The sequence below is a fragment of the Pseudomonas sp. Q1 genome, from assembly GCF_009935975.1.
Taxonomy (GTDB): domain Bacteria; phylum Pseudomonadota; class Gammaproteobacteria; order Pseudomonadales; family Pseudomonadaceae; genus Aquipseudomonas; species Aquipseudomonas palleroniana.
In genome coordinates this window covers 37,111-50,678 of the sequence record NZ_QODI01000020.1, presented here as the reverse complement: position 1 = coordinate 50,678, position 13,568 = coordinate 37,111, and the positions used below count along the sequence as shown (strand labels likewise).

Annotated in this window: 11 protein-coding genes; 4 read left to right on the top strand and 7 right to left on the bottom strand. The window is 52.2% G+C overall.

Translation table 11 applies throughout. The annotated features are described in order from the left end of the window. Positions 1 to 30 precede the first annotated feature (30 nt). From DK870_RS26015 to DK870_RS26000, 4 genes are all read right to left on the bottom strand, one after another. Positions 31 to 537, bottom strand: coding sequence for a flavin reductase family protein (locus tag DK870_RS26015; protein WP_161550114.1), 507 nt, complete (start codon positions 535 to 537; stop codon positions 31 to 33). Positions 538 to 657: 120 nt separating this feature from the next. Next, positions 658 to 1,692, bottom strand: coding sequence for a methionine synthase (locus DK870_RS26010; protein WP_090371824.1), 1,035 nt, complete (start codon positions 1,690 to 1,692; stop codon positions 658 to 660). 26 nt (positions 1,693 to 1,718) lie between these two features. Beyond that, positions 1,719 to 2,702 carry a DUF1852 domain-containing protein gene (locus DK870_RS26005; RefSeq protein WP_161550113.1) on the bottom strand — a complete coding sequence of 328 codons (984 nt, stop codon included), beginning with the start codon at positions 2,700 to 2,702 and terminating at the stop codon, positions 1,719 to 1,721. A 244-nt stretch (positions 2,703 to 2,946) separates the two neighbouring features. Beyond that, complete coding sequence (locus tag DK870_RS26000; protein WP_161550112.1) at positions 2,947 to 3,348, bottom strand: RidA family protein; 402 nt, start codon at positions 3,346 to 3,348, stop codon at positions 2,947 to 2,949. A 139-nt stretch (positions 3,349 to 3,487) separates the two neighbouring features. Here DK870_RS26000 and DK870_RS25995 point away from each other — a divergent pair, with 139 nt between their 5' ends. Beyond that, a complete protein-coding gene (locus DK870_RS25995) occupies positions 3,488 to 4,408 on the top strand; it encodes a LysR family transcriptional regulator (RefSeq protein WP_161550111.1) in 921 nt (306 codons plus the stop codon). 45 nt (positions 4,409 to 4,453) lie between these two features. Here DK870_RS25995 and DK870_RS25990 read toward each other — a convergent pair whose 3' ends face one another. Continuing rightward, positions 4,454 to 5,728, bottom strand: coding sequence for a sensor domain-containing diguanylate cyclase (locus DK870_RS25990; RefSeq protein WP_256679921.1), 1,275 nt, complete (start codon positions 5,726 to 5,728; stop codon positions 4,454 to 4,456). Between the two features lie 958 nt (positions 5,729 to 6,686). Here DK870_RS25990 and DK870_RS25985 point away from each other — a divergent pair. Together DK870_RS25985 and DK870_RS25980 are read left to right on the top strand one after the other, a co-directional pair. Continuing rightward, on the top strand, positions 6,687 to 7,283 hold the full coding sequence (locus tag DK870_RS25985; RefSeq protein ID WP_161550110.1) for a hypothetical protein: 597 nt from the start codon (positions 6,687 to 6,689) through the stop codon (positions 7,281 to 7,283). A 742-nt stretch (positions 7,284 to 8,025) separates the two neighbouring features. Continuing rightward, a complete protein-coding gene (locus tag DK870_RS25980; protein ID WP_256679920.1) occupies positions 8,026 to 9,246 on the top strand; it encodes a nucleotidyltransferase domain-containing protein in 1,221 nt (406 codons plus the stop codon). A 441-nt stretch (positions 9,247 to 9,687) separates the two neighbouring features. On the opposite strand, the gene DK870_RS25975 is transcribed toward DK870_RS25980, so the two are convergent. Continuing rightward, positions 9,688 to 10,608 (bottom strand): hypothetical protein, encoded by a 921-nt coding sequence (locus DK870_RS25975; RefSeq protein WP_161550108.1) that lies wholly within the window; start codon positions 10,606 to 10,608, stop codon positions 9,688 to 9,690. 587 nt (positions 10,609 to 11,195) lie between these two features. Between DK870_RS25975 and DK870_RS25970 the strand changes: the two genes are divergently transcribed. After that, on the top strand, positions 11,196 to 12,602 hold the full coding sequence (locus DK870_RS25970) for an amino acid permease (protein WP_161550107.1): 1,407 nt from the start codon (positions 11,196 to 11,198) through the stop codon (positions 12,600 to 12,602). Here DK870_RS25970 and DK870_RS25965 read toward each other — a convergent pair. Then, the gene (locus DK870_RS25965) at positions 12,569 to 13,504 is read right to left on the bottom strand and encodes a LysR family transcriptional regulator (protein WP_161550106.1); all 936 of its coding nucleotides are present in this window, start codon (positions 13,502 to 13,504) and stop codon (positions 12,569 to 12,571) included. The two genes, DK870_RS25970 and DK870_RS25965, sit on opposite strands and share 34 nt — an antisense overlap. Between the last annotated feature and the right edge of the window lie 64 nt (positions 13,505 to 13,568).

The following is a 13,568-nucleotide window of genomic DNA, read 5'->3' as shown; positions in this document are numbered from 1 at the left end:
TGGCGTTCAAGGTCTATGGTTTGCCCCTCATCACGCACCATGCGCGGCGAGGTTGCGGTACTGCCCTTTGAAATACAGCAAGGGTTGCGTGGCAACGACTTCCTGCAAATTTAACGCCCTCACTTCCCCGATCACAATCAAGTGGTCACCTGCCGCATGCTCGGCGTGAATCTCGCAATCCAGCCAATGCAGGCTGCCGACTATGATCGGATTACCCAAGGGTGATTCCTGCCAGTGGACGCCGTGCCATTTGTCCGTGCCTCGCCGAGCGAACTGGTTGGAAATTTCGACCTGCTCGCCCGAGAGGATATTGACCGCAAATCGACCTGCCCGACGAATTTTTGGATAGCTCGCCGAGCTGGCCATGACGCTGAATGACACCAGTGGCGGGCTCATCGACACGCTATAAAACGACTGGCAGGTGAAACCAATCGGTTCGCCATCGACGTGTGACGAGATGACCGTGATACCCGAAGCGTAGTGCGCCAGTGCCTCGCGAAAGCGCAATGAATCAATGGCATTACCCATCAGTGACATGACAGCTCCTAAATAGAGTGCAACTGACGTGGTTAAGCAAGGCTTGAAGCCGCCCGAAAATCCGGCTGGCTCCAGCCTTCTCCAATTGTGCAAGCGGCGTACGCCACCGCGGAACGTAGCTCAGCGTGCGTTCAGAAGCTCTCTGCGAACGATCTCTGCGCCAGCACTCAACGCGTTCAATTTGCCCCTGGCGACGCGACGGGGCAGGGGCGCCATACCACAGTTGGTGCAGGGGTAGAGCTTGTCGGCATCGACGAATTGAAGTGCTTTGCGCAGGGTATTGGCGACTTCCTCGGGCGTTTCAATGGCATGGTTGGCCACGTCAATGGCGCCGACCATGACTTTCTTGCCTCGAATGAGTTCGATCAGCTCCATGGGGACATGGGAGTTGTGACACTCCAGCGAAACGATATCGATGCTGGATTTTTGCAGCTTGGGAAAGGCTTCCTCGTACTGTCGCCACTCCGAGCCCAGTGTCTTCTTCCAATCGGTGTTGGCTTTGATGCCATAGCCGTAGCAGATATGCACGGCGGTTTCGCATTTAAGCCCTTCAATCGCCCTTTCCAGCGTGGCGACACCCCAGTCGTTGACTTCATCGAAAAACACGTTGAATGCCGGCTCGTCGAATTGAATGATGTCGACCCCGGCAGCTTCCAGCTCCTTGGCCTCCTGATTGAGAATCTTGGCGAATTCCCAGGCCAGCTTTTCACGGCTCTTGTAATGAGCATCGTAGAGGGTATCGATCATCGTCATCGGGCCTGGCAGGGCCCACTTGATAGGCTGCCCGGTTTGCTGGCGCAAGAACTTGGCGTCTTCAACAAAGACCGGCTTTTTCCGAGCGACGGCGCCCACGACGGTCGGCACGCTCGCATCGTAACGATCACGAATCCTGACCGTCTCGCGGTTTTCGAAATCAACGCCGTCGAGGTGCTCGATGAAGGTCGTTACGAAATGCTGACGAGTCTGCTCACCGTCGCTGACGATATCGATTCCGGCCAACTGTTGTTCATGCAGCGACAGGCGCAGCGCATCTTGCTTGCCCTCAACCAGTTCATCACCTTGTAATTTCCACGGTGACCAGAGCGTCTCGGGTTGAGCAAGCCAGGAAGGCTTGGGCAAGCTGCCTGCGGTAGAAGTGGGTAACAGTTTTTTCATGAAAAATGACCTTGGCTTTCAATTAATCAAAGAGCGCAACTGACAGACCACTGCTCAAGTACGGCTTGATAGGGCTTGATAAATTGTTCTTGGGCAAACTTTCCTTGCTCGATCGCCAGCCGACTGCGTTCTTCTCGGTCGTACACGATCCGAGTCAAGGAGTAGTCCTGGTTCTTCAGGCTCGGCTGATAGGATTTTCCGGCCGCCGAGTTAGCGTTATAGATCTCCGGCCGATAGATCTTCTGAAAGGTATCCATCGTGCTGATGGTGCCGATCAACTCAAGGTTGGTGTAATCGCCCAGCAGATCGCCCGAGAAATAAAACGCCAGCGGCGCAGCGCTGTTCGGCGGCATGAAATAGCGAACCTTCAAGCCCATCTTCTTGAAATATTCATCCGTCAATGAGTACTCATCCTGCACGTACTCAAAGCCCAGCACTGGGTGCTGATTCTCGGTTCGATGGTAGGTTCTGGCGCTGGAAATGCTCAGGCAAATAACCGGCGGTTTGTCAAAGCGCTGCTTGTACGTCGTTGAATTGACGAAGCCCTTGAACAGCTTGCCGTGCAAATCGCCAAAGTCTTCTGGCGTACTGAAACCGGACTGGTTTTTGTTGTGCTCCAACAACCGCACACTGAAATCATAGTCGCGTACGTAAGAGGAGAAGTTGTTACCCACGATGCCGTTGATGCGCTCACCGGTTTGTCGATCGACAATCGTAGTTTTCAACACTTCAATCAACGGGACCGCATTGTCTCGGCTTTGCGCGTCGATACTCATTGCGGCGGAGATGATCTCCAGCTCGACCTTGTAACGATCACCCGTGGGGTTATCCCAGTGCGCCAGCGCATTGAAGCGGTTGTCAATCATCTTCAACGTGTTGCGCAAATTCTCTTCACGGCTCTCACCCCTGGCCAGATTGGCGAAGTTGGTCGTGATTCGGGTGTTGTCTGAAGGCGTGTAATGCTCATCAAAGCAGACGCTTTTGATAGAAAATGTGAGTTCTTCGTTCATCGTGCCTTGCACCCCGTTTTTACCTGCCAGAACTGAATGGGCTGATTGCCTTTCAGTTCTGGCCAATAGTCTGTTTTCTCCCGTGGCAGCCTTCAGGGCGCCTCAGTGAAGAGCTGCCGGTATTTTATGGAGGGGGCTGCATGAACAAAAACGAATTGATTTCAATAATGTATTAGTCGCGCTCATGATCAAGTGGGCATTTTGCAACCGAGCCGACGCCCTGTTGCTGATGGAAACGCGCGTGCTAGCGGGCCTCCGGTAGTTTGGCGATCACCTTGATCTCGAAGTCGAAGCCGGCCAGCCAGGTCACGCCGATGGCGGTCGCTGTGGAGTAGGGCGCTTCGCCCCAGTACTCAGCCGCTACTTCCCAGATCGTTTCGAACTTCGAGTCGGGGTCGAGCATGAAGATGGTCGTGTCGACCACATCGTCGAAACTGCTGCCGGCTTCTGCCAGGATCGCGTTGAGATTGGTGAAGGCCAGGCGCACCTGTGCCGCGAGGTCCGGCTCGGCCGAACCATCCTTGCGGCTGCCGACCTGGCCGGATACGAACAGAAAGCCATTGGAACGAATCGCCGGCGAATAGCGGTGCAGTTCGTACAGTGCATGGCGGTCAGGCGGGAAAACGACATCACGTTTAGGGGTCATGGCCTAGCTCCTTCAGGGCCATCGCGGCCCGCTGTTCAAGAGGGAGCCACTGTAGAAAGGCCGCCGGCCTGGATAAACCAGCAACTCTGGTCATGATTGTTTGTAGAATCCAAACTATCCCGACCTATTGAGGCGTGAAATGGACCGTTTCGATGCGATGCAGGCCTTCGTCCGAGTGGTGGAAACCGGCAGTTTCACCAAGGCGGCAGCCACCCTGCACATGAGCAAGACCAGCGTGACGCAGCTCGTCCAGCAACTGGAAGCAAGGCTGCGCGTGCGCCTGCTTAACCGCACCACACGCAAGGTCAACATCACCGCCGATGGCGCGGCCTACTATGAACGCGTGATCCGGCTGCTGGCCGATATGGACGATGCCGAGACCAGCTTGTCCAGCGCATCGACTGCGCCCCGCGGCCGATTGCGGGTGGACGTGCCCAGCCCGCTGGCGCGCATGGTACTGATACCCGCCTTGCCAGGCTTCTATGCGCGCTACCCGGAAATCCAGCTGACCATGGGCGTGAGCGATCGCATCATCGACATCATTGGCGAGAACATCGACTGCGTAGTCCGTGGCGGCGAGATCACCGATCAGTCCCTGGTGGCACGGCATGTGGGGGACCTCAAGCTCGGCATCTATGCCACGCCAGACTACCTGCAGCGCCTCGGCAGGCCGGCGCATCCACATGAGCTGGAGGAGGGCCGGCACAGTACGGTCGGCTTTCTGTGGTCGCGTACAGGCAAAGCCTTGCCCTACACCCTGCAGCGCGGCGAAGAGATCATCGAGGTCCAAGGCCGCCCGTTGTTGATCACCGACGATGGCAATGCCTACCTTGCCGCAGGGCTGGCGGGCCTGGGCGTGCTTTGGCTACCGCAGTACATGGCCAAACCGCACCTTGCCAGCGGCGAGCTGCTGCCGCTGTTCGAGGAATGGCAGATGGAACCGATGCCGATGTATCTGGCCTTTCCGCCCAACCGTCATGTCAGTACCAAGGTGCGGGTGTTTATCGACTGGGTAATAGAATTGATGGCCGAACATGCACCGGTCGTTGCGAGGGGTTGATGCTAAAGGGTCGTCCGGCCAGGGATGCCCCAACGTAGTTTGCATTCAGCTGTTGCGGGCGCGCAGCACCTGAGTCTGCGCCTGGCCCAGGCGGTACTGGTTGTCGCCGCTGCGCTTGGCCTCGTACATCGCCAGATCGGCGACATGAATCAGTTGGTCGCGCGTCTGCGCGTGATCGGGGAAGAGGGCGATGCCCAGGCTGACGCCGACTACCTGCTGCGTGTTACCCAGGCTGATGGGGGCGTCCAGCGAGGCCAGCAATCTCTGCGCGATCATCCGGGCCTCGTCTTCGGGGGCGCGTTCGGCCGATAAACCTTCGAACACGGCGACAAACTCGTCGCCGCCCAGCCGCGCCACACTGTCCGAGTTGCGCAGCGTTTCGTGCAGGCGGGTCGCGGTGGTCTTCAAGACCTGATCGCCGGCCGCGTGGCCAAGGGTGTCGTTGATCGCCTTGAAACCGTTGAGGTCGATGAACACCAGTGCAACCCGGCTGTGGTTGTGCCGGGCCAGAGCCAGGGCACTTTCCAGGCGTTCCTCGAACGTTAAACGGTTAGGCAGGCCGGTCAGCGGGTCATGGTGGGCTAGCCGGTGCAATTGATGGGCCCATGCTTTCTCCTCGGTGATATCACGCACCACACCCATCATCTTGATGGGCGTGCCAAGTTCATCCTTGATCACGTTTCCGGTCTCGCGCAGCCAGCGCAGCGTACCGTCCGGCCAGACCACCCGATACTCCTCGTCGTGGTTCTCGCCGGTTTCGATGCAGCGTAATTCGCCGGCACGCACACCGGCCCGATCGTCCGGATGAACCGCATTGCAGAACAGCTCGTAGCTGGGTGTCACTTCATCGACCGAATAGCCGAACATGCCGAAGATGGCGTCGGACCAGTACAGGCGGTTGGTGTCGATGTCCCAGTCCCAGGTACCGATGCGAGCGAAATACTGGCTGCGCTGAAAGCGCTCGGCCTCGACCAGCACCGGACGGATCAACAGCCATTGCGTTGCATAGGTCGTGCTTTGCTGGCTGATATGCAGCGCGCGTGGCTGGCCATCGTCGCCCGTGACCTGCACCGTACCGGCAGGCGCGGTCAACTGAGGCAAGCGTTCTCGCAGGCGCAGGCCCAGCAGCGGGGTACGGGCACAACCGAGCAATTCGGCGGCGGCCGGGTTATGCCAACAGACTCGGCCATTGCGGGTCAGTTGCAATACGCCCACGTCTAAATCCGCCAGCAGCGCACAGTGTTCCTGGCGTTGGCGGTGGAGTACCCACAGTAGGGTCAGGGAGGGTAGGGCGGCGAGCAGGACGAACAGGGCTATCATCGGGCACCGACCAATCCGAGGGGCTAGGCAATGGGGTTATTATGCATATCTTTTGATGGCAGTTTGCCCACAAACGCGGTTAACCCTCCTGTTTGCTGCTTGGCACGGATCATCCGAGCGCGGTGTGAGCTGAAGGCCGTTGGGGATGTAGTCGCAGGTTGCGATAGGCCGATTTCGGCCGAACGCTGCCATTCCTGACCGGCAGCGTTCGCCGTGAGCGGTCACGTATCGTCTATAAAGTCGAGGCGATTCAATAACTAACGATATTACCGTAATAAAGAAATCCTTTGCCTTTTTAGCTAAAGCGAAAAATGCGCCTATCTACCTCCGCTGCCCTCGTCTAAAGGCCCGGCTGGGCAGCGTCGTTATTTTGGCGATATAAGCGAGGTGGATGACTATGTGCTATGTTTTCAAAGCTTCTCATCCATCATATTTAAAGGAGTATTTATGTTTACTGATATCAAGCCAGGCCCGAAGCCCAAGCGTGAGGATGGCAAGGACGATCGTAGGCGTCATGTGGACCCACCCAACGATAAAAAACACCCAACTTTACCTATCCACAAGCATAAGCCAGGAGATTAAGAACAGCCTAGCAGCCCTTCGTTATTAAATATGTCGGAGGGCTTTTTATTATTGCAGTAGAAACATTAAGAGTCACTGACAAAAAATGGATCTGCTCCTGAGGAAACTGTGTGGCTTACACCGCTTTTTCTCAAGATATAGAGGTGGTGTAAAATTGAGCCAGATTACCATTAATGTACTTACCTCACTCCCTACGATTCCAGTATGCTTAATGAGTGGCTGGGATTGCATTCTTAAGCAGTTCCGCAAGCTTTTTGTTACATCACGGTCTCTAACGTAGTCACTCCACTTGACAACGTGCTTTGAGCGACTAAGATTCTCATAATAGCCATTTGCCTTCTTCTCGGTAAATTTGTTGATGGTATAAGGATGCAATATGCCCTCATTATCGCTTACAGATTTAGTTGATGTTTTTTCAAAGGCCGGTACTCCTCGGGTCACTAAAGTTCGAGAAATCAAAAATCGGGAGGCTTATTCTCCTGCGACGGATTACTATCGTCGTTTTCGCGAGGGGATTGTTGAAGTTCATTCTTTGGGTAGATCTAAAGATTCGCTTGGTGAAATTTTGCAAGCCTTACCAGCCCATAAGGCAGAAAATTATTCTGACATGGTTGAAGGATATAGAAAGTGGTGGGGAAGGAAGGATATTACTTGGTTCAATCCGCCGAGAGGAAGCTACTCTTATCATAACTTCACTATCTCCGTTAATCCTGAGTTGGGCGTTGAGTTTGATGGGCATCGACACGTAATAAAGCTTTATACAAAAGCTGATACATTGGCTAAGAACAGAGTTGATCTCGTACATTCTATTATGGAATTGTCATTGTCGGCGCTTGTTCTTGAAGGAGATAGGTTATGTGTGCTGGATGTCCGTAACTCAAAATTATTTGTATCTAATGGGCTGATGGCTAGTGCTCAAGCAATTATTGATGCTGAATTGGCTTATATTGAAACTCTTTGGCCAAGTCTCTGATCGTGTCGTTCGCATTTAGGAAAACGGGGAGGAAAACGGGGAGGGAAACGGAAAAAACGGGGTCAGATCACCTTTTTAAATGTGGTCTGCCCCCCTTTTTTCACTTAAGCTGTATCTGTTGATTGAAGACAATCTTGATACCTTAAGTACACTAAATAACCTATTCAACCTTTTCTTAACCTTAACTACTTTCCTTTTGAGTCTCGGCGTGGGAGCTCTAGCATCAGCAACTCTTGCAACTGGTGTAACCGAAAACTTGAAGAGTATATGGCTTACTTTAGGGGTGAACTTCTCACTTTTTGGAATCGGCGCCGCTGTAGCGTGCATATGGGCCCATATGAAAAAAGAGAATAACTTGACAAGGATTAAAAATGAGACAGTGCATGAAGTCCGTTAATTAGAAAAGCGAAAAATTAGGGCGGATTTATTTTCCGAAAAATAAGTTCGCCCCCATTTTCGCATTTTCGTCCAGCTTCAATGCCGTGTGCAAGGCAGTTGGTGATCAAGTCCGACATTCGGTTATACTAATGAGAGTCCCAAAAATTTGATAAGGCAATAAATGGCCAGGAAATCACTCCAAACTAATGTAAGCCGTCAACTCTGGTCTCAGTGCGGCGGATTCTGTCAGCGACCCGATTGCAATAAGTCACTTTTTACAGAGATCGGAAACGATATTGTAAGTCTAGTCAATGTTGCACATATTATAGGTCACGGAGCTGACGGGCCTCGCAGCGAGCATGCATTGGCTGAAAGCATTGATCGTAATGGCTTTGATAATCTTATAATGTTATGCCTAAGCTGCCATAAAATTGTTGATGAGCTCGAAGAACAGTATTCAGTCGCGGAAATGCGTCGCTGGAAAGTCGAGCATGCAAAAAAAATATCGAACCAATTTTCCATACCTCGTTTCACAGGCGAGCAAGCGTTAATGCGAGAAATAAATGATATCCTGGAAGAAAACAGGTCTATCTTTAATGAGTATGGGCCATTTTCTTCGTCAATAATAAATGACGAATCAGGAGATAGGCAGATTATATGGCGCCGCCGATGCCTTGATACATTGATACCTAACAATAAAAAGATAATTGATATTATTGAGGGGAATAAGAGGAATTTTACACATCCTTGGGAAGCTCATCGAAGAATGCTGAATTACAAAATGCACGCGGATGCTTTTCGGGACAACTGCCTCATGGATCGCAAGGTTAATGACTATAAAACCTTTCCCAAAGAATTTGATCATTTCATAAAAACTCGACTCGGAATTCCTGTGCCCTCCTTGGAGCAAGTTGATAAGGAAGAGCTGGAGTTTAGACACGGTCAAGTGAGGGCGTTAATTGACAAATTCTTGTCCTCACACAAATTTATAAATAATCTTGAAGAACTCAATAAATCCACAATGATCGTTGATCTTCAAGATGGTCGTAGTCTAAAGGTTTTCGTTACCCATACTTATTATTTTACCGAGTACACGTTAGACCGTGTTGTAGAAGTTGATCCGGCGATTGATGCCATTCTCTGCTCTTGTCCATATAGCAGCTATACAAATTCAGCAAAGCGACTTTGCATTGAGCGAGGTGTTGGCCTTTTCAAACTAGCAGAGTTTATGGGTGCTGTCAGACTAACTGGAGAAAAGTACCTAAACTATTTGACGAATAGCGATAGAGAAAATCGCATCACCAGAGTAAGACGGGCCATCGTAAATCTGAAGCCGGCACCCGGTCTAGCTTTTTATCTATTTGGCTCACATCTTCGGCGTAAGCTAAACGGTGATATCGATTTGATGATCGTATACTCACACCCGTCCGCCAAAGCGGCTATAAGTGCTCTTAAAGTCGGCCTACAAGAAAGTTACGAATTTCGAGAGGAAACTCTCGATATTGTTATCTTATCTAAAGCAGAGTATGCAAATTTAAAGCTAGACCACGACAATCGAACCCTAGTCTTTCCTGGGTGGACTTAGGAAGATTTAAATATTGGGTGGCGCATAGCGATTAATTATCCCGGTTGGGAAATATCGCTCCTAGCCAAATTTTGTATGTGTGATGCTACATAATAACTGTATTATGTTTTGATCAGATAAATAAATCTGTTCCCTTTCTTTAGTATTTAACCGTTTGTGTTGCATAACGCTCCCCGTCCATGCATAACTCGCGAATCAGCCAGAAAAGCAACATAAACGTTCGCAGGTTATGCATACGTTATCCGCGTGTCCATGGTCGGCTTTTGACCGGCTGTATAAAGCGTTTTAGAGCAGAGTTTACGGTCAGAGGCAGACCGAAAATCGCGCTACTAGCAGATTTCACGTAGCAACGTAGACGTCAAAGCGGTGCAACCGTTTTACACAACCTGGGTCGATAGCTGTCGTTGAACGGTTAAATCGAAACTTCTGGCAGCCTCTGACTCACTTGAATCTTTCATAAAGACTACAGGTAATATATTTCCTGGGTATTCTGTGTGTTTTATTTAGGCTGCGCTGGCGGTGAATTTCTATCGAGTAGTCACCCCTTTTATCATTAATGCAAAGTGACATTCTTTTAGCGCTGTATTCACCATATAACCTTGCGTCAAGGTCGGTTAGATATTTCACCTCGTTTTCATAGGCAAAATATACCTTGAGAGGTATTTTTCCAATATCTATATTGTTTAGGGTGACGTTTGTTAAAGCTGTATTCTGGTGGTTGTCGATAACTTTTAGCTGGCCTTCATGATCGATGAATGCTGTTGGATTTATCAAGTTGAACTGAAGATTTTTGTTGTTCGCAACGCGCTTAAATTCCCTTGGATTAAATGTAGATTCTGCGGGCGTCGACAGGTCGCTTTTCTTGAATATATTTAGGTTGGGCCAGCTTGATGCAGCAATTGAAACTAATTTATCCGCATTGTATACATCATTATGATCGCCAACGATTATGGTATAAAAATAATCTTTCGTAAAAACCCCAAAAACTAGCTCCTCTCTAATCCCGCCTTTTTGATTTTTGTATAAGTGAAAGTGAGAGATATTGCATGTGTAAAGTAAATAATCAATTGATTGCCAGTCATTTACTCTTTTGCTCATGTATCCGTTTATGTCTTCTCCAGACTCAATTTTTCTTTGCAAGGAAAGCCATATTTCATCGCTCGCCCATTTGCTATTTTTGAATTCATTGCTTAGGAACACAGTCCTGTTTCGAGGTGTAATGCGTTTATGCTGCATGCAGCAATAAATTATTGGAGCTATGTCGGGCTGGTAGCTCTTCATTTTTCTGATGTCTAGATTGAACTCAGTTATTAGCTTTTTTCTGAACCAATGAAACCAGCTTGATTGCAATGTCTTTTCCATGACTATCTCGATGTGTAAAATTACTAATTCCGGATCGGTTGGTTGTCTACTTCAGACTAGAATGTACTGCAATGTGGAGCAGGCAAGATACCCCATACCCCGACAGCGCTAGTGTCCAATTACGGCCCAGGGTCAACATCTTGGGCTAGCTTTGGGCTCGGGAACGCCCGCTTCTGGCCGAAAGTGACCTTTCATGAACATCGACTTTAGGCTAATACCTCCCAACCATCTGAAGGCCGAAATCTCTAAACATCGCACTCTCAGCAATCCCCCTCGTTAAAAGAGCACTCACCCCCCCCATAAGATAATTATCGCCATTCTCTTGTGACCCACTGGTTTCAACCGTGAACAAAACCCCCTGACGTGTCGATATCAGACATGACCACGACGCAATCAGGCTACTCAGTCAGCGCAAGGGCCAAGTACTGTGAAGTGTCTTTCCACCAAACCGACCACATCATGACGATGGGTCCGATAAGAACTGCGGCGGTTGTACGGGCCTCTTTCGGGAAGCTCATCAGGCAGCGATAGTCCTCGTTAACTGACTCCACTCGCCAAATGTCGATCAGCAGAGAATAAAAAAACCAATGATCAGCCCGAACTCAATGGATTCGAGTAGCCAATTGGCGCAGGGCTTCAAGCCTCGTCATGTCACCATGTTGTCCATCGCCGGAATCATCGGCGCTGGGTTGTTCGTGGGCTCCGGCCATGCCATTGCGGCGGCGGGCCCGGCGGTGCTGCTGGCTTATCTCTTCTCGGGGCTGCTCGTGGTGCTGGTCATGCGCATGCTCGGCGAAATGGCGGTGGCCAATCCGGACACCGGTTCGTTCTCGACCTATGCCGATCAAGCCATCGGGCGCTGGGCCGGTTTCACCATTGGCTGGCTTTACTGGTGGTTCTGGGTTCTGGTGATTCCTATCGAAGCGTTGGCGGCCGGGCATGTGTTGAACCAATGGTTTGCGCAGGTAGATGCCTGGCTGTTCGCGTTGGGATCGATCATTGCGTTGGTGGTGACCAACCTGTTCAGCGTGTCCAAGTATGGTGAGTTCGAGTTCTGGTTCGCCATGGCCAAGGTCGTGGCGATCATCGGGTTTATCGGTGTCGGCTTTGCGGTGTTGATGGGCTGGGTGCCCGATCATGAGGTCAGTGGGCTGAGCGGCCTGATGGCCGAGCACGGCGGGTTTGCGCCCAACGGCCTGTCGGCGGTGGTCGGCGCTTTCATCACCATCATGTTCAGCTTTATCGGCACTGAAGCGGTGACCATCGCGGCAGCCGAGTCGAATAACCCGGCGCAGAATATCGCCAAGGCCACGCGCTCGGTGATCTGGCGTATCGGCGTGTTTTACCTGCTCTCGATCTTCGTGGTCATCTCCGTAGTGCCCTGGAATGACCCGCTGCTGGCCTCGGTAGGTTCTTATCAGCGCGCCCTGGAAATCATGAACATCCCCCATGCCAAGTTCATGGTCGACGTCGTCGTGCTGATTGCCGTGGCCAGTTGCATGAACTCCTCGATCTACATCGCCTCGCGCATGTTGTATTCGCTGGGGCGTCGTGGCGATGCGCCCAAAGCCCTGAAGGCGACTTCTGCGGCAGGCGTGCCGCGTGCAGCGGTGATTGCCAGCACCGTGCTCGGTGCGTCGATCACCGTGTGGAGCTATTTCATGCCTGCCGGGCTATTCGAGTTCCTGCTGGCCAGTTCCGGCGCGATTGCCTTGCTGGTGTACCTGGCGATTGCGGTCTCGCAGTTGCGTATGCGCCGTCTATTACGTCAGCGCAATGTCGAGTTGACCTTTCGCATGTGGCTGTTTCCATGGCTGACGTGGCTGGTCATCGTATTCATCTGCGCGGCGCTGGCGGTGATGATGCTCACCCCGGAGCACCGTACCGAAGTCACCACCACCATTGGCTTGGCCCTGGCGATTTCTTTTATCGGCCTGATGACGTCGCGTCACCCTGGTCCTCAGAGTTTGTCAGCAGACCTCGGCGGCGTTTGATCGAACGGCTCGCGATCCAACAGGCAGTCAATGAATGCACCGAGGGCAGCCGGCCTGTGCCGCCTGTTCGAGTAGTAGAGAAACAGCCCCGGACGGGTGATCGACCAGTCTGCAAGCACCTGAACCAGCTTTCCTTGGGCCAACAGCTCACCCACGCCATCTTGCTCAAAATGGTAGGCAATGCCGAGGCCCTGTACCGCCGCAGCAACGCCGATATCAGGGTGATTGGTGACGATAGGGCCATCCACCGCGATCTCGAACGACTGCCCCCGTTTCTTGAACTCCCAGCGATAGGGTTTGCCGTCTGACTGAAGCCGCCAGTTGATGCACGCATGTTCGTGCAAGTCGACGGGGGAGTGGGGTGTGCCTCGATGCGCGAGATAATCGGGGGACGCCACGGCCATCATCTTCAAGTCGGGGGTGAGCCGAACGGCAACCATGTCTTTTTCGAGTTGCCCACCTACGCGGATACCCGCGTCAAAGCGGCCAGCGACGATGTCTGCCAGCGTATCGTCAACCACGATATCGAGTACTACGTCAGGGTGCGCATGCTGGAAGCGTGACAGCCTGGGGGCAATGATGGTCCTCGCTGCGATCCCCAGGGTGTTGATGCGCAACGTGCCACTCATCTGACCTGTGGTCTCGCTGGCTTCGGCCACGGCCACGGCGATCTCTCGAAACATCGGGGCTATGCGCGAGTAGAGCTGCTCGCCACTCGCCGAGGGCGCGACGCTGCGAGTCGTGCGATTCAGCAGGCGTGCGCCGATACGGTCTTCGAGCTGTCGGATGGTCTGGCTGAGTGCAGAGGGCGACAGGCCCAGGTGCTCTGCGGCCCTTGCGAAGCTTTTACGCTCCACTACGGCGACAAAGGCCTTTAGCTCAGCAAATTCTGATCCGCGCATTATGCATTGTTCTCTAAATAGCCAATGCTGATTTTGGAGGATTCTTGAAAGGATCACCAGGGCA